The following is a 17386-nucleotide window of genomic DNA, read 5'->3' as shown; positions in this document are numbered from 1 at the left end:
AACTGGCAAAGTTAGGAGGCTGGAAAGATACCAAGCGCACAGGGCGTGCATCTGTGAAAGTGTTATGGCAAGGATGGCTTAAGTTACAAGCCATCCTGGAAGGCTACGATTTAGCAAAATCTCTTAAGTCAGACTTGTGATCAAAAGACAGCTAATTAGCGCCTTTTTGATTATTGTTTAATTTTTATAATTGCCACTCTCTGGCTATCAGCTCACTTGGTTGACTCGTTAACCACTCTTGCGGGCGTAAGTAATACTGATATAGGTTAGCTTCTGGGCTACTTGGCTCTGGTTTATAGTTATATTCCCAGCGTGCAAGTGGTGGCATAGACATTAATATAGACTCAGTGCGCCCGCCACTTTGCAATCCAAATAAAGTGCCCCTATCCCATACTAAATTAAACTCAACGTAGCGCCCGCGACGATAAAGCTGAAAATCACGTTGTTGCTCTGTGTATTCGTCATTTTTGCGACGTTCAATAATAGGTAAATAGGCATCTAAAAATCCATTACCCACCGATTGCATAAACGCAAAACTCTTTTCAAAACCAAGTTCGTTTAAATCGTCAAAGAATAAACCGCCTACTCCGCGAGTCTCATCTCTGTGCTTTAAATAAAAGTACTCGTCGCACCAGGTTTTGTATTTTGGATAAACGTCGCTGCCAAAAGGCGCACAAATGTCGTGAGCAACTTGATGCCAATGTTGTACGTCTTCTAATACTGGATAAAAAGGAGTGAGATCAAACCCGCCACCAAACCACCATATTGGCTCTTCGCCTTCTTTTTCGGCTATAAAAAAGCGCACATTGGCATGACTTGTTGGTACATGAGGGTTTTTAGGGTGAATAACTAACGACACACCACACGCATGAAAGCTGCGCCCTGCAAGCTCTGGTCTGTGCGCTGTTGCCGAACCAGGCATTGAAGCGCCAAATACATGAGAGTAATTAACTCCGCCTTGCTCTATTACAGTGCCATTAGTGGTTACGCGTGTACGACCACCACCGCCTTCTGCTCGCTGCCAGTTATCTTCTATAAATTTAGCACTGCCATCTGCAGCCTCCAAACCTTGGCAAATAGTGTCTTGCAAAGCCATAAAGTATGCTTTTACTTGATTTAATAATTCGCTTTGCATATTAACCTCTAAATATTTTGCCAGTCATGGCGTCTTTTATTGTGCTTGGTTGAGTATTACCACCTAACGGCTCGTCAACGTAAAAGCCAACTTGTTCTGCAAATTGCGCTTTGGCTTGCTCAATACTAATTACCGTTTCTTGACCGGTTAAGTTTGCACTGGTTGATACTAATGGCTTGCCAAACTCTTGGCACAAACGCTTTACTGTTGGATGGTTTGTTACTCTTACCGCGATGGTATCAAACTGCCCTGTGAGCCATTTAGGCGTATTTTTAGATGCAGGCATAACCCATGTAATTGCAGCAGGCCAACTCGAAAAAATATCAGCGCGTTTATCCATTGGTATTTTTGCATCATCTACGTATTTTAATAATTGTCCGTAGTTATCAGCGATTAAAATAAGCCCTTTTTCAACCGGGCGCTGCTTAATAGATAATAGTGCCTCAACGGCTTGTTGATTATCTGGATCACAACCTAAACCATATACAGCTTCTGTTGGGTATAAAATAACTTCGCCTTGCGTTAAGCATGTTATTGCAGTGGGCGTATTTGAAAGGTCTGACAAAGTAGTCTCCAGATATAATTAAACGTTATTCAGTTGGGGTGAGCTTATGCATGCAGCTTTTTTGTGGGCATTGCAATAATATGCCGTTTGCCATATTTCTTTCTATGACGATAGGCCAGTCACATTCAGGACACGGATGTTCAACCGGTTTATTATTAAGCGTGTATTTACAACTTGGGTAGCAATCACAAGAATAAAATACTTTACCAAACTTATTACTGCGCGCGACTAAATGACCTTTTTTGCATTTAGGGCAACTAGGCAAAGTATCTTCGCTTTGCTTTTCTTCATTTTCGTTAGCAATATAATGACACTCTGGATAACCCGTACACCCAATAAACATACCATAGCGGCCATTTTTAACCACCAGCGGTTTGCTACACTCAGGACATGCAGAATCTTCTAATATTTTGATTTTGTTACTGTCGTGATGTGCCAGCGGCCTAATAAAGTCGCATTTGGGATAACTTGCGCATCCTAAAAAAGGGCCTGATTTACTATTGCGGATCACTAACTCTGAACCACACTGTGGGCATATCTCGTATTCTTTTTCGAGGGCGTGCTTGTTCGCCGAGAAAAGCGAATGGTCGATTTTACTCATGGTGATCCTAATAGGTTGGTGAATTTTCGCCTAATATACCCAAACCACTTAAAGATACAAGCAATGCCGTGCTTATCCTTTTAAGTAATTTGAGTACAATCAAGATAATTATCTCTAATGAAGAAGTTCGCTGGGTTCATCAAAAATCAAATCTTCCATTTGCTCATATGCCTCTTCAGAGCCAGGAACGTTAAACAAGATCATAAGTACAATCCACTTTAAGTCTTCTAGGCTTATAGTTGGTTTATCGAGAGAGGCTAAACAGTCCATTACCATTTCACGTGTTACATTGTTAATTACGCCTATTTGTTCAATAAACATTAAAAAGCCACGACACTCAGCGCTGAGCCTTTGGCATTCACTATCGGTAAATATACGCACAGCATCTTTAGGGTTAGCAATAAGATAAGGAGACTCATCGCTGTGTTGTAAATCGGCTAGTTGCTCTAACCAATCAAGAGCTTTAAATATCTCAGGCTTATTAAAGCCCGCACGCAGTAGCTCATCGGTTAACTCATTTTGCTCTGCAAATATATCCGCTTCGCTATGAATGTAATTTTCAAAAAGATACAAAAGAATATCAAACATATTACCTTCCTGCGCTTAACTTGATGTAACCATCTAAGACTCGCTCAATCTGATCGTCTAATTCTAAATCGAGCAACCTACTGAGTACTTTATCTATTGGCCACTGCGCACGACGCACAATGTCATCTACACTGGTTACTTCAAAGCCAATACTATTTAGAACCTCACATTGAGAATTGGCTTGAATCGGCTGCTCTTTATTAAATACATTATTGTCGTAAGTGAAACTCACCTCATCAAGAATGTCAGCCACGTTTTCTACCAGCTTAGCACCTTGCTTTATTAAAAAGTGACTTGCCTGCGCTAACGGGTTTTTAATAGAACCCGGTACTGCAAATACCTCTTTATTTTGTTCAAGCGCATAGCGTACTGTAATTAACGAACCACTTTTAATTTCAGCTTCAACAATAAGCACTCCTAACGATAACCCAGAAATAATACGATTACGGCGCGGAAAGTTGTGCGCATGAGCAGCTGTGCCTGGTAAAAACTCACTCACCAGCAAACCGCTTTCTAAAACTTGGTCTGTTAATAGTTTATGGCGTTTGGGGTAGTAAATATCAACCCCAGTACCAAGCACAGCTATGGTTTTACCTGTACCAGCAAGAGAACCTTTATGTGCTGCACCATCTATTCCCCGCGCCATACCTGAAGTAACTGTAATACCCGCCAAAGTTAACTCGTATGCAAATTCTGAGGCTATTTCAAGCCCGGTAGGTGTAGCATTACGACTGCCAACAATTGCAATTTGTGGAGTTGATAATAACGAGACATCTCCCCTGCAAAATAGTAATAAAGGCGCACTGGCAATCTGCCGGAGATCTTCTGGGTAAAGCGCATCAAAAATACAGACAACAGTAATGTTGTTCAGCGCTATTAATTGCTCATAATGACTGACTTGTTGCCAATTGGTGTTGAGTAAATTACTCGCTTGATTAGCGGTTAACCCAAGCTGTAAAAGCTTGTCATGAGATAAGTCGAATAACGACCCAAGGGAATAGTTTGTAGATAGTGCTAAAAGGGTTTTTATACCCAACCCTTTACACATATAAAAGGCAAGCCAGTGGGCTAGCTTGCCAGATGACTGATCCATGCTCTCTCCTAGAGCACCGACTCGCTACTTCTTAATGAATAACTGCAATATCTCCAATGCGAATTGGGTGCTGGTTTTTAGTTATTAATGCATAACTTACTTTGTCATACACTTTAAAGACAATTAGCTCACCAACTTTTTCTTTAGGCATGGTCCACGTTGTGTTTTGTTCGTCAGACTCATCACCAAATAATTGGCTCACATCAGATAAAAGCTTCTCATATTTACTAGAATCTTCTGGATAACGAGGGCCACGAGGACCATCAATAACCGTTGGTGATTGACGCTCTAGATCTAATACATGACCCGCTTCTATATTTTGTTCACTGCCTAAGTTTAGCACCACAACATCCATTGTGCTGAATTCTCTAACTTCGCGTGGTGAAGCAATAATATTACCTGTTACAGGTTCTAAAGGACGGTGTATATCAAAGTACGCAGGAAGCATTTGGCCTTCCATTGCCGGCATTAAAAAATCACCTTGCTGAATTTCTCGTTTAACAGACTCAACACGTAATGATGAAGGCACGCCATTTTTCTCATCGCCCGCTCTAAAAGCACGTGCTATACCCACATAAGATGCACGCGTTGCTAACACCTCACCGGTTAAGTCAGTGTAGGGGTCACCTTTATGGTAAATGGCATATGCTTTATGTACTTGTAAGTCGCCTTTAACATATAAAATATGGCCTAGCGTTTGTGTTTTAGTATTTTCGTTTGCACCTAAAATATAAGGTTTACCTTTAATATCGTCACTGTTCATTGCTTGCTCGTAACTGATATAAGGTTTGATCATTTCAAGCGGCAAAGTAGTAATAGCATCACGCCCTTTTGGTGTAATACGACCCTGAGGAGATAGCTTTCTATATCCTTTATTGATCACTAAACGTGGGTTTCCATCTGCATCGTATATCAACGCTAATGCATCACCGGGGTAAATTAGGTGTGGGTTGTCAATTTGTGGATTCATTTGCCAAAGTTCAGGCCATAGCCAAGGCTCATCTAAATAGATGCCAGAAATATCCCAAAGTGTATCGCCTTTTTTTACAACATACTGTTTTGGTGCGTCTTTTTTTATTTTAAGTACATCAGCAACTGCGGGAAACGCAGCGCTTAACGTAAGCATGATTGCAAGTAGTGGAGATTTCATCGAGCTTCCTTGTATTGTTTTTTCATTATTATTGCCCAAAACCTGTTAAAGGTGAACGCGAATGGCTAAAATAAGAGCATACAATACCCTAAATTAAGCACAAGTGAAAAAGGTAACTATGGCTAGGTTAGAAGTTTTAAGATTTCCAGATGAACGTTTACGTACTGTAGCAAAAGATGTTGTACAAGTTGATGACACAGTACGCCAAATTGTAAAAGACATGCTAGAGACAATGTACGATGAAAATGGCATTGGTCTTGCGGCCACGCAAGTAGATATTCATCAACGAATCGTTGTTATTGATGTATCAGAAGAGCGCAATGAGCCACTGGTATTAATTAATCCACAAATCATAAAAAAAGACGGCTCTACCGTTAGCGAAGAAGGCTGTTTATCAGTACCTAACTCGTATGCAAAAGTAGATCGCGCAGAAACAGTAACAGTCGCTGCACTTAACGAAAACGGTGAAGAATTTGTATTAGATGCAGATGAATTATTGGCTATTTGTATTCAACATGAACTAGATCACCTTCAAGGTAAGCTATTCATTGATTACTTATCTCCATTAAAGCGCCAACGTATTCGTAAAAAGCTTGAAAAAGAAGCCAAGTTTGCAGAACAGTAATAAGCACCTTAGGAAAACTCAGTGACTCAACCATTACGCATTATATTTGCCGGTACGCCGGACTTTGCCGCACGTCATTTACAAGCGCTGATACAAAGCGAACACCAAATAGTGGGTGTATATAGCCAGCCAGATCGCCCTGCAGGTCGTGGTAAAAAATTAAAAGCCAGTGAAGTGAAAGAGCTAGCGCTTGAGCACAACTTACCGGTTTTTCAGCCACAGTCATTAAAAAATGATGAAGCACTAGCTGAGCTAACAAGCTTAAATGCCGACATTATGATTGTTGTAGCATATGGTTTAATTTTACCTAAAGCTATTTTAGAAGCGCCACGTTTAGGTTGTTTAAATGTGCATGGCTCTATATTACCGCGCTGGCGCGGTGCTGCACCTATTCAACGCGCAATTTGGGCAGGTGATGAACAAACCGGCGTAACAATAATGCAAATGGATGAAGGGCTAGATACCGGCGATATGCTACATATAAGCCGCTGCCCTATTAGCACAACAGAAACTAGCGCAAGCTTATATACAAAGCTTGCTGAGCTAGGTCCAGATGCGTTAATTGAAACCATTAATAAATTAGCTAATGGTGAGATCACCCCTGAACCTCAAGACGATGAACTTGCTAACTACGCTAAAAAGCTTTCTAAAGAGGAAGCTGATATCGACTGGTCCATGAGTGCGCTTCAAATCGAGCGAAACATTCGCTCTTTTAACCCGTGGCCAATGTGCTTTACCCAAATGGGTGGGCAAACAGTAAAGATTCATCAAGCGCAGGTTATGCTGCAATCAGGTGATCCTGGGCAAATTTTATCAAGCGACAAAAATGGCGTAGTAGTGGCGTGTGGCGAACACGCTTTATGTATTACGCAATTACAGCCGCAAGGTAAAAAACCAATGGCAATTAACGACTTTTTAAATGGTCGTAGTGACTGGGTTACTCCTGGCACAATATTAGGCGAAAACAATGAGTAATGTTCCAAACGTACGAGCGCTTGCCGCTGAAACTTTATATAACGTAGTTGATAAAGGCGCATCGCTTAATCAAGAACTTCCATTTGCAAGCCAAGGCTTGCCGCCTAAAGATAAAGCGTTGCTACAGCAAATTTGTTATGGCGTTTTACGCTACTTACCGAGCCTTGAAAATTACTGCCAACACTTAGTAGAGCAGCCATTAAAAGGTAAACGTAGAATATTTCAGTTTTTATTATACGTAGGTATTTATCAACTGCAGCATATGCGCGTACCACCTCATGCTGCCATTTCAGAAACGGTTAACGCACTGGCTCAATTACGCGCTTTAGGATTAAAAGGACTGATAAACGCCATTTTACGTAGCTTTCAGCGTCAACAAGCTGAGCTTGAAGAAAAAGCGAAGCTTATTCCGGTATGTTTATACAACCATCCAAATTGGTTTATTAAACAGGTGCAAACAGCCTACCCAGATAGCTGGGAAGCACTACTTGAAGAAAACCAGCAACAAGCGCCGATGTGGCTTCGTGTAAACCAAGCACAATTTAGCACGCAAGAATACAGCGACATGCTTAGCGCTAACGATATTGAACACACCTTAAACCCTGATTTTATTGATGGGATTAAGCTTGCCAAACCACGTGATGTATTTTCGTTACCTGAGTTTGATACAGGTGCATGTTCAGTACAAGATGCTGCCGCACAACTTGCAGCTCGCTTTTTAGAACCTAAAGCAGACGACTATATTTTGGATGCCTGCGCAGCCCCTGGCGGTAAAACATGTCATATTTTAGAGCTTGCTGATGCTGATGTACTTGCACTTGATAGCGACTCAACTCGCCTTGAACGTGTTAAGCAAAACTTAACTCGTATTGGCTTAGGTGCAGACCTACAATGTGGCGATGCATCGCAACCACATACCTGGTGGGATGAAAAATTATTTGATCGTATTTTACTTGATGTGCCTTGTTCGGCCACTGGCGTAATTCGCCGTCACCCTGACATAAAATGGTTACGTCGCGCATCAGATATCGAAGACTTAGCCAAGTTACAAAGCGATATTCTTGATAGCATTTGGCCACTGTTAAAACCAGGTGGCACATTGGTATATGCTACGTGTTCGGTTCTTCCACAAGAAAACCAACAGCAAGTTGCTAAGTTTTTAGCTAATAACGATGATGTAGAACATATACCTCTACACGAAAACGATACCGTAACAACGCCAGGTTTGCAGTTACTGCCCGGTGAAAGTGATGGATTTTATTACGCTAAGCTAGTTAAAAAAGCCTAATAGCCGTACACTAAATAGTTAGCCATTTATGAAACATTAAATGGCTATTTTTTTAATTAAATTATGATCAATACCACGGGTAAATAATGAAAATAATTATACTCGGTGCCGGGCAAGTTGGTGCTACGCTTGCTGAAAACTTAGTTGGCGAACAAAACGAAATTACCGTTGTTGATATAGACGGTAACCGATTACGTGAACTTCAAGATAAGTACGACTTACAAGGGGTTATGGGCCACAGTGCGCATCCTGATGTATTACGCCGTGCAGGTGCTGAAGATGCCGATATGATTATAGCGGTAACCAGTTCAGATGAAGTGAACATGGTTGCATGCCAAGTGGCGTACAGTATTTTTAAAACGCCCACTAAAATTGCCCGCATTCGCTCAGAGCAATATTTAAAATACCGCGAAAAACTATTTCAAAACGATGATTTACCAATCGATCATTACATTGCTCCCGAAGCACTGGTCACTAAGTATATTCGCCGTTTAATTGACTACCCTGGTGCTCTGCAAGTATTGCAGTTTGCTGATGGCATGCTCTCGTTAGTAGCCGTAAAAGCTTACTATGGCGGTTTACTTGTAGGTTATGCGTTATCTGCACTTAAAGAACATATTCCTAATGTAGAAACTCGTGTTGCCGCTATTTATCGTCAAGGTAAAGCAATAAAACCATTGGGTACCACCGTTATTGAAGCCGATGACGAAGTATTCTTTATTGCCGCTACAAAACATATACGCGCAGTAATGAACGAGCTACAAAAACTTGAGCGTTCGTACAAAAAAATTATGATAGCTGGTGGCGGTAACATTGGGGCAGGCCTTGCCCGCTCACTTGAAAAAAACCACACCGTTAAACTAATTGAACGCAGTAAAGAACGTGCTGAGCAACTCTCAGAAATGCTCGATAACACGGTCGTTTTTTGTGGTGACGCATCTGATCAAGAACTGCTCTCAGAAGAGCATATTGAACAAGTAGATGTGTTTATTGCCGTAACCAACGACGATGAAGCAAACATTATGTCAGCCATGCTTGCAAAACGTATGGGCGCACAGAAAACCATGGTGCTTATCCAGCGTGGTGCTTACGTTGATTTGGTACAAGGCGGCGAAATAGACATTGCCATATCGCCACAACAAGCAACAATATCAGCGTTATTAACGCACGTACGCCGTGGTGATATTGTTAATGTGTATTCACTGCGTAAAGGTGCGGCAGAAGCCATAGAAGCGGTTGCTCATGGTGATGAAAGCACATCTAAAGTTGTTGGTCGCGCGATCGCCGACATAAAACTTCCAGCGGGTACAACTATTGGCGCAATAGTACGTAATGACGATGTACTGATAGCTCACGATGATACAATTATTATGTCGGGCGATCATGTCATTATGTTTTTAATCGACAAAAAACATATTACCGTTGTAGAAAAACTATTCCAAGTAAGTGCTATATTCCTTTAACTAGTTACGCTAATTAGTTAATTTAAAATACAAAAAAGCCGCTGACTAAGGCGGCTTTAGTGGAGTATCTTCGAATATTGATTACTGTACCTTTGAAAACTCTTCTTTAGAGATTTCACCATTTCCATCAGTATCTAAATCATCAAAAATCTTCACAAGTTGAGGGTTAACCTTCGCTTCTTCCATTGAAATCGCACCGTCGCCATCTGCATCAAAAGAGGCAAAATCTACTGCAGCATATGCTGCTGATGAAGATGCTAAAACGATAACTGCAAGTGTTGTATTGAATGTTTTCATAATTATATTCCTAGTAATATGGGAAGTCCTTTTCAAAGATCCCTGACTGTGAAAAATGTTTAATTAGTAATTAGCGAACTCTTCTTTAGAAAGCTCGCCGCTACCATCTGTGTCTAGCTCAATAAATTCAGCCATTAAATCGGTATCGACTGCCGCTTCGCTTGGGCTAATTGTGCCGCTACCATCGATATCAAGGCTGTCAAAATCTGATGCTGCAAATGCAGCTGAAGAAGATGCTAGTACTATAAGTGCTAATGCTTTATTTAAATGTTTCATAACTTAATCCTTCAATGTTCTATCAAAAAAATTGCTTCGTTTAACTTAAAACGTAATTTTTCACTTCCTTGTTATCCTCTTTCGTAAGCTCCCTTGCCTACTTAGTTTGTCTTTGGCAACTCAGGATAAATACTTTTTAATTAAGCTTCTGAAAATTCTTCTTTTGATAACTCACCATTTTGGTCAGTATCAAGCTCAGAAAACATGCTCATTAATTTTGCGTCTACTGATGCTTCTGCTTGGCTAATTGTGCCACTGCCGTCTACATCAAGTGTGTCAAAATCTGTTGCTGCAAAAGCGGCTGAAGAAGATGCAATAGCGATAAGTGCTAAAGTTTTATTAATGCTTTTCATAATATGTATCCTTCAAATTTATGTGTGTGCGATTAAGTGTTTCACTTTGAATCACGATTTCGTTCAGTACACCCTGACTATTACAACTTAAATGCCAACATTGAAAAGCCATTAAATTTCAAGAAGTTAAAAAGAATACGTACAATAAGTAGGAATTTTCAGAGTCATTACTGTTGCCTTTTCGCAACACGCTTTAGAGGTGAAAAACTAAAGTCATTAAAAACAACTAGTTATGTTTATATAAAAAGATACATTTTAAAATGTAGAGCTATAAAAGGAGGGATTTTAAAAAATAATTAAGGTTAATTTTAACGAAGTAGCTATAACAACAAAAAACAAGCCATAACAAAAAATACGTAAAACATTGTTTTATCTGAATAATATTTTTAATTATATAAAAACAAAAAAACACTTTATAAATACTCACGTAAAATGACATTTTGTTGCAAATAAGCGAAAAACGATTTAGTCAACGGTGGGCTCAAGCGCAGATGGGTCTATAAAATGCTCTTTCATAAAGGTTTTCATTTCATCCTCGCTTGCTAGTAGCTTAATTCCGCAGTGCACACCTGCGACATGCTCTTTAACACTGCAAATTTCACCTTCAAAATCTTTATCACTACTATTGAGTACGACAGTGCATTGCATATCTTTAATACCTTCAGCTTGCTGATCGCCTCTAATATCAAACATTACACCAGTGAGTGAAATGTCCTTAATAAGGCCTTCAAGCACTCTATCGTCACTTAGTTTTAGCTTTGCAGGTAACAAGGTAGGTATGCGTGTTTGCGAGCGTAGCGCAAATAGCTGCACTTGCTTAGGAAAATTAATAAAGACGAGTTTAGCGGGATGAGAGGCTACTGACATAATTTGCTGGCGAAACGCAATAACTTGCCCGCCACTGCCTTCAATCAGTGCTCTTACAACAACCATTACACCATCACGTAAATAGTCACTCGCTGCAGGTAAACGCTTAGCATTGGGATAATTTAAAATAATAAACTGTTTATCGAGTAAACCAACTAATTCAGTTTTAACACGCTTACTGCTTGTAGGTGTTAATATTTCTAGGTCAACTAAACTGCCTACACCTATATGCTTTAGCTTTTCTAAATTTGTTGGCATATCCCTTTTTCCAATATTTTGTAATTTAAAACTTAAGCCGCTCGTTTATCCACGCCAAAAAGTAGGCGTAAATAACACTAATAAAGTAAATATTTCTAGGCGACCAAACACCATTGCAATAGTAAGCAACCATTTAGCACCATCGGTTATAGCACCATAATGCGACGCTACATCTCCTAAGCCAGGCCCTAAGTTATTTAAACAAGCCGCAGTGGCTGAGAACGCAGTTATGTTATCCATACCCGTGCCCATAAGCGCTAACATGATAATAATAAATACAAGCGCATATGCAGAGAAAAATCCCCACACGGCTTCTACTACTTTGTCTGGCAACGCCTTACGACCCAGCTTGATTGAATATATAGCCCGTGGGTGCACTAAACGATTGAGCTCACGCACGCCCTGCAAATAAAGTAAAAATACGCGCACTACTTTCATACCACCACCGGTAGAGCCTGCACAGCCACCAATAAAGCTCGAAAATATAAGTAAAATAGGTAAAAACAAAGGCCATGTTGAAAAGTTATCAGTAGCAAAGCCTGCTGTTGTACTCATTGAAACAGCTTGAAATAACGCCTGATCGAGGGTTTCATCGCCATTAGCAAATATTTCGTTAGAGGAAAGTACGGTAAAACAAATAACCACCAGCGCTAATTGAATACACAAAAACACCTTAAACTCTGGGTCTCTAATATAAACTTGTATATTTCGGCTCGCCACTGCGGCGTAATGCAGGGAGAAGTTAACAGCGGCAATAATTAAAAAGAACACACAAATAAAGTTAATTACAGGGCTGTCAAAGTGCCCCATGGAGGCGTCGTAAGTAGAAAAACCACCTATCGCCACCGTTGAGAATGCATGGCATATAGCATCAAACCACTCCATTCCCGCAGCCCAATAAGCCAGCATACAAGTAATAGTCAACGACACATAAATATACCAAAGGTGCTTTGCAGTATCGGCAATTCGCGGGGTCATTTTAGAATCTTTTACAGGCCCTGGTATTTCAGCGCGGTACAACTGCATACCACCAACACCTAGCATTGGGAGTATAGCAACAGCGAGTACGATTATACCCATACCGCCAAACCACTGGAGTTGCTGGCGATAAAACAATACCGACTTGGGTAAATACTCAATACCGGTAAGCACCGTAGCGCCGGTGGTTGTTAAGCCAGAGAATGCTTCAAACACCGCATCGGCGAGCGATAAGTTAGGTTCTTGTAAAAAGATAAGCGGCAAGGACGCAAACGCCCCAAGTACCAGCCAAAACAAAACAACAATTAAAAAGCCTTCACGTGCTTTTAAATCACCGTTTTCATGGCGGTTTGGGTAATAAGCCATCATGCCAATAACAACACTAAAGATAAATGCTAAAACAAAAGGAACACCACCACCGTCTTTGTATATTAAAGACACCAGTGCCGGAGGCACCATGGTAATACTAAACAGCGCAACAAGTTGGCCAAGAATTTTTATGATGGTACGAAATTGCATTTAGCTTGTCGCTTTTATTATTAGTAAATTCAGGCTGAGTAGTATCAACCAAATTAAATAGGGTCAGTATGCATTATATGCAATTTGTGTAGGTTATTACTCTTTAATAGTTAACTCAACTGCGCCGTGACTTAAATCAAAAATATCTTTGATTGCTTGCTGAGCTTCACGGCTATCGATTGTAATCACCCACTCAATATTAGCAGTAAATTGCTTATCAATATTAAGCACTTGATACTTTGTTTTTAATAACTGCTCAATCGCGCCTTGCATGCTGTACTCACTACTCCCAGTAATTTCAACGCTGGGAACTTTAAGCACCGTTTGCAATTTTACTAGTGCATTATTTAATGAGCCACCATAAGCACGTACTAGCCCGCCGGTGCCTAATTTTATGCCGCCAAAATAACGTGTCACCACGGCAGTGATTTCGCCAAGGCCCGAACCCACCAGCACATTTAACATAGGTTTCCCCGCAGTGCCATTAGGTTCACCATCATCCGAAAAACCATAAACATGGCTGCCACCAGGATTGCCTGCCACATGTGCCCAGCAGTTATGACGTGCATCGCTATACTTTTCTTCAATGCTTTTAATAAATGTTTTTGCTGAATTTAAATCGGGGGTGTGTGCAATGTGGACTATAAACGTACTTTTTTTTATTTCTTCTTGATGAAAAACGTCAGCAGCAGGATATTTATATTCAGACATATTAAGAGCTCAATTAAAAATGGGGCCTAAAGGCCCCGTTCATATGCATATTTTAACGTTTATTCGCTAACTCGTCTTTATAGAAATTAATCGAGTTCTAAATTACGCGTCATATTCTCTAGGCTATCTTCGTGAACAATAATGTTATCTTCAATACGAATGCCGCCAAATGGTTTAAATGACTCTACCTTTTCCCAGTTAATAAACTGCTTATTATCGGTTTGCGCTAAATCACCAAGCAGTGAATCAATAAAGTATAAACCTGGCTCAATAGTAAACACTTGGTTTTTTTCGATCAGGCGAGTACAACGCAAGAACGGATGCCCTTCAGGCGATGGTTGATGTGTGCCCTTTTCGTCACTCATAAAACCGCCCATATCATGCACTTGTAAACCTAGGTGATGTCCTAGTCCATGCGGGAAGAAAGTAGATGTAATTTTACGCTCAACAATTTCCTCCGCGGGTAGGTTAACAATTTTAAAGTCACTAAGTATTTGTGCGATACGATTATGACATTCAACGTGTAAATCACCATAAAGCATACCCGGCTTTAAACCTTTACCTAACTCGATTTGTTGAACAGTCATCGCTTGCACAAGCTCAGCAAACTCACCCTGCTTTTTAAAATCATACGTACGAGTAATATCAGCAGCGTAACCATTAAAGTTTGCACCGGCATCAATTAAAAATGAGTTGTGGGTGTGTGGCACTTTTGGATCAAAGTGCGTGTAGTGCAAAATAGCGCAGTTTTCGTTAAGCGCAACAATGTTGCCGTACGGCATTTCATTTTCGCTTTGACGTGTCGCCATTAAGTACGCTTGCTGAATGTCGAACTCGCTACCACCATTAAAGAATGTATCGCGTGCAGCTTTATGCCCATCTACTGCAATGCGGTTAGCGTTGCGTAAACATTCAAGTTCGTACTGCGTTTTATAAGCGCGGTGGTAATGAAAATAGTTAAGTACAGGCTCAGGGTTCATAATACTAAAACCAAGAGCTTGCGCTACTTCAATGTATTCACCCATGTAAGCATATTTAGCTTTATCGTATGGTAATAACTTTTCTACTTGATCAGGCTGAAGTAGTAGCTCTATATCAAAGTACTCAGCCCAAAAGTCGCGAGGCTCGTCTGGTACTTTATGCCAAAAATCTACTGGACGATAAAATATGAGTTTTGGTTTGTCGCTGCCATTTACCACAATCCAGCAATGAGGATTGTCAATAACCGGTAACCACGCTTTAAACTGTGGATTAACTTTAAATGGATAATACATATCATCTAAAAACTGGCGCTTAGCTTGGCCTGAATGAATTACTAATCCTTCTAACCCTTCGCTATTACAAATTGTACGAGTACGCTGTTGCAGTGTTGCAATATGTTCGGCGTATAAAACGGCTAATTTATCCATTGTTAATCCATCTGTTAAATTTAACTTGCTATGAGTCTATCACTTATACCAATTGCATTAAATTAATGATCTATTATAGCGATAAGAAAATAGCTTAATAACAAGGCTAAAATTATGATACATAGTTGTTCTATATAAATAATTTTTAACGCAGTTATTGAATTATTTAATACGCTAGAATGATCACGTTTTTAATAAAATTGGTATTACCCTCAGCGCTCAAAAAAGGGGATATCTAAACGCATTAGATATCCCCCCTACTTTAAACTTATGTTTACTAACCGCCCATTTTCATTTCGAGTAGCGGCGCTAATACATTACCTTCTCGGCCCATTCTTGTATGGTAAACCTGCCTGTACGCAAATACATTTTTTACGTAATCGCGGGTTTCGCGATACGGAATAAGCTCTACCCATAACTCAGCCGGAATAGCGTCATCAGGTAACCAACGCTTTATACGGTGATAACCCGCATTATAAGAAGCCGTAGCCAGTACTTCATTGCCATGGTTTTTCTTTTTTAAGTACTGTAAGTAACTCGTACCTAACCTAATATTTGTTTTAGGTTGATATAAACGACTACTTGTCACACTGCCTTTATTTACATACTCAGCAGTACTAGGTAATAACTGCATTAAACCACGCGCATTAGCATGTGAGCGTGCATCTAGCGCAAAAGAGCTTTCGCGCCTTGCAATAGCAATACTCCAAGCAACATCTATCTTGCTACGTTTACTGTAGCGCTCAAAAACATCTTGAAACGCAAACGGAAAACGTTGCTCTACGTTATCCCATGCTTTAATTTTTGCTAAAGTAAAAATAGTACTGTCGTGCCAACCTAAATCGGTAGATAACTGTGATGCTGCCAGCTTTTCTTCATCGCTGGAGGTATCCGTTAGGTAATTCCATTCACGGCGTGCCGACGTAAAGCGCTCAATATCATAAAGTGCTTTTGCACGCTTAAAGCCTGGTGCATTACTCACTTTATCTACAAGTACCTTATCGACTGCTAAAGGCTGATTATTTAAATCAACGGGCAACCCCAAACGTGCTGCGGCTAAAAAGCCGTAATAATCACGATTAGCCGCTACTTTTTTCCAAATGTCGTCTGCTTTTTGTTGCTCGCCACGTTGTGCATAGCTATAAGCTAACCAATATTGCTGACCAAGACTTAAATTTTCTTTACCTGTAAAAAATGCAGCAATCCCTTCCCAATCTTGGGTTTTGAGCATATTGCCCAGTTGCCACTGAATAAGCTTGCTGTCTAGTCGCTCTTTTGGCACTTTATTTAGCCAAAAGCTCGCTTGTTTATGCCCGCTAGAGGCAAGTGACAATGCAAAAGTGTAATACACATCCGCTTTTTCTTCATCGCTGTACTTAAATATTTTTTCTAGCTTTTCCCATGCTTTTAAAGCTAGCTCTTTATCGCGCCAAACCAAACGCTTAACACCATAAATAGCTATTTGCCCTTCTTTAGCCGACTTGTTTTTATATCTATATAATCCAGCGGCTGCGCTTGGATCTTTTCGCACTTTTAAATATAAGTCAGCTAAGTAACGCTCCTTACTTGGTAATAAAGTTTTTAAGTAAGGTAATAAGCTTTGCGTTCCGCCTTGTGCAGCAAGTGTTACACGCTTCCAAACCGTTTCTTCTTTCATGTAGCCTTTTTTACGCCACGTAGAAAATAAACTATCACAACCATTAGGTTGCGATTTACCTACAGCCCATAAGTCGGTCACCTGATTTAGAATTGCCTTTTCGGGCGCACCTAAATCAAGCTGAAAATCTAAATAAGTACAAGTAAGCTCCGTATTAGACGTTTCACGATAGTTGCGGATATACGCCGCCTTTTCGTTGTTATCTTTTAAATACTCTAACCACGCTTTACGGACCGGCCACTCAAGCGGCGTATGCTGGTATATATTTAAATATTCTTCTATTTCTGCCTGATGTTTAATGCTCGGATGGCGTTGCCAATACGTTTTTTCAACATAAGGTTTTAACGGATGATTTAGGTTACTAACCGCTTGTTTAAAGTCTTGGTAACTGCCGTACCTTACTTTTTTTTCGGCATCTAAAAATGCATCGTTATCGTTACTTGCCTCGGCAGAATGAAGAGGAAAAATGAATGCAGCTGCCGCAACACTTAGTAAATATTTTTTCATAATGTCCTTTAATAAAAATTAAAGTTGTGAATAAAAACTTTTCAACCACCTTAGCACCAAACCAGCTATAT

18 protein-coding genes are annotated in these 17386 nt (G+C 40.2%); 4 read left to right on the top strand and 14 right to left on the bottom strand.

The features are described from left to right. Positions 1-184 precede the first annotated feature (184 nt). From hemF to H5157_RS17980, 6 genes are all read right to left on the bottom strand, one after another. Entirely contained in the window at positions 185-1135 is a 951-nt protein-coding gene (gene hemF, locus H5157_RS18005) for an oxygen-dependent coproporphyrinogen oxidase (RefSeq protein WP_024594982.1), read from the bottom strand. A gap of 1 nt (position 1136) precedes the next feature. After that, a complete protein-coding gene (locus H5157_RS18000; RefSeq protein ID WP_182725196.1) occupies positions 1137-1700 on the bottom strand; it encodes an L-threonylcarbamoyladenylate synthase in 564 nt (187 codons plus the stop codon). 25 nt (positions 1701-1725) lie between these two features. Next, a complete protein-coding gene (locus H5157_RS17995) occupies positions 1726-2301 on the bottom strand; it encodes a type I DNA topoisomerase (RefSeq protein WP_182725195.1) in 576 nt (191 codons plus the stop codon). A 114-nt stretch (positions 2302-2415) separates the two neighbouring features. Beyond that, a complete protein-coding gene (locus tag H5157_RS17990; protein ID WP_004335158.1) occupies positions 2416-2889 on the bottom strand; it encodes a DUF494 family protein in 474 nt (157 codons plus the stop codon). Between the two features lies 1 nt (position 2890). Continuing rightward, positions 2891-3982, bottom strand: a complete 1092-nt coding sequence (dprA, locus tag H5157_RS17985; protein ID WP_024594983.1) for a DNA-processing protein DprA — start codon at positions 3980-3982, stop codon at positions 2891-2893. A gap of 31 nt (positions 3983-4013) precedes the next feature. Beyond that, a complete protein-coding gene (locus H5157_RS17980; RefSeq protein WP_138489867.1) occupies positions 4014-5132 on the bottom strand; it encodes a LysM peptidoglycan-binding domain-containing protein in 1119 nt (372 codons plus the stop codon). Between the two features lie 118 nt (positions 5133-5250). Here H5157_RS17980 and def point away from each other — a divergent pair, with 118 nt between their 5' ends. From def to trkA, 4 genes are all read left to right on the top strand, one after another. Next, positions 5251-5757, top strand: coding sequence for a peptide deformylase (gene def / locus H5157_RS17975; RefSeq protein ID WP_004335162.1), 507 nt, complete (start codon positions 5251-5253; stop codon positions 5755-5757). A gap of 21 nt (positions 5758-5778) precedes the next feature. Beyond that, a complete protein-coding gene (fmt, locus tag H5157_RS17970) occupies positions 5779-6732 on the top strand; it encodes a methionyl-tRNA formyltransferase (RefSeq protein WP_182696206.1) in 954 nt (317 codons plus the stop codon). Next, positions 6725-8020 (top strand): 16S rRNA (cytosine(967)-C(5))-methyltransferase RsmB, encoded by a 1296-nt coding sequence (rsmB, locus tag H5157_RS17965; RefSeq protein WP_004335167.1) that lies wholly within the window; start codon positions 6725-6727, stop codon positions 8018-8020. Before fmt ends, rsmB begins: the two co-directional genes overlap by 8 nt. A gap of 86 nt (positions 8021-8106) precedes the next feature. Then, the gene (gene trkA / locus H5157_RS17960) at positions 8107-9483 is read left to right on the top strand and encodes a Trk system potassium transporter TrkA (RefSeq protein ID WP_154904167.1); all 1377 of its coding nucleotides are present in this window, start codon (positions 8107-8109) and stop codon (positions 9481-9483) included. Between the two features lie 81 nt (positions 9484-9564). Here trkA and H5157_RS17955 read toward each other — a convergent pair whose 3' ends face one another. From H5157_RS17955 to H5157_RS17920, 8 genes are all read right to left on the bottom strand, one after another. Beyond that, entirely contained in the window at positions 9565-9780 is a 216-nt protein-coding gene (locus H5157_RS17955; RefSeq protein WP_182694279.1) for an EF-hand domain-containing protein, read from the bottom strand. Positions 9781-9843: 63 nt separating this feature from the next. Then, positions 9844-10056 (bottom strand): calmodulin, encoded by a 213-nt coding sequence (locus H5157_RS17950; RefSeq protein WP_004335174.1) that lies wholly within the window; start codon positions 10054-10056, stop codon positions 9844-9846. Positions 10057-10196: 140 nt separating this feature from the next. Further along, positions 10197-10409, bottom strand: a complete 213-nt coding sequence (locus H5157_RS17945; RefSeq protein ID WP_004335175.1) for an EF-hand domain-containing protein — start codon at positions 10407-10409, stop codon at positions 10197-10199. A 465-nt stretch (positions 10410-10874) separates the two neighbouring features. Continuing rightward, positions 10875-11534, bottom strand: coding sequence for a flagellar brake protein (locus H5157_RS17940; protein WP_024597190.1), 660 nt, complete (start codon positions 11532-11534; stop codon positions 10875-10877). A 45-nt stretch (positions 11535-11579) separates the two neighbouring features. Further along, the gene (locus H5157_RS17935; protein ID WP_004335179.1) at positions 11580-13031 is read right to left on the bottom strand and encodes a TrkH family potassium uptake protein; all 1452 of its coding nucleotides are present in this window, start codon (positions 13029-13031) and stop codon (positions 11580-11582) included. Between the two features lie 96 nt (positions 13032-13127). Then, entirely contained in the window at positions 13128-13742 is a 615-nt protein-coding gene (locus H5157_RS17930) for a YigZ family protein (RefSeq protein ID WP_004335181.1), read from the bottom strand. Positions 13743-13828: 86 nt separating this feature from the next. After that, positions 13829-15151: a Xaa-Pro dipeptidase gene (pepQ, locus tag H5157_RS17925; protein ID WP_024597188.1), complete on the bottom strand. Its 1323-nt coding sequence runs from the start codon at positions 15149-15151 to the stop codon at positions 13829-13831. 277 nt (positions 15152-15428) lie between these two features. Further along, positions 15429-17315 carry a transglycosylase SLT domain-containing protein gene (locus H5157_RS17920; RefSeq protein ID WP_182725194.1) on the bottom strand — a complete coding sequence of 629 codons (1887 nt, stop codon included), beginning with the start codon at positions 17313-17315 and terminating at the stop codon, positions 15429-15431. Positions 17316-17386 lie beyond the last annotated feature (71 nt).

The sequence above is a fragment of the Pseudoalteromonas sp. SG43-3 genome (assembly GCF_014164385.1).
Classification (GTDB): Bacteria; Pseudomonadota; Gammaproteobacteria; order Enterobacterales; family Alteromonadaceae; genus Pseudoalteromonas; species Pseudoalteromonas distincta.
Note: the sequence above shows the minus strand (reverse complement) of the source record. Positions and strands in the feature narration are given on the sequence as shown.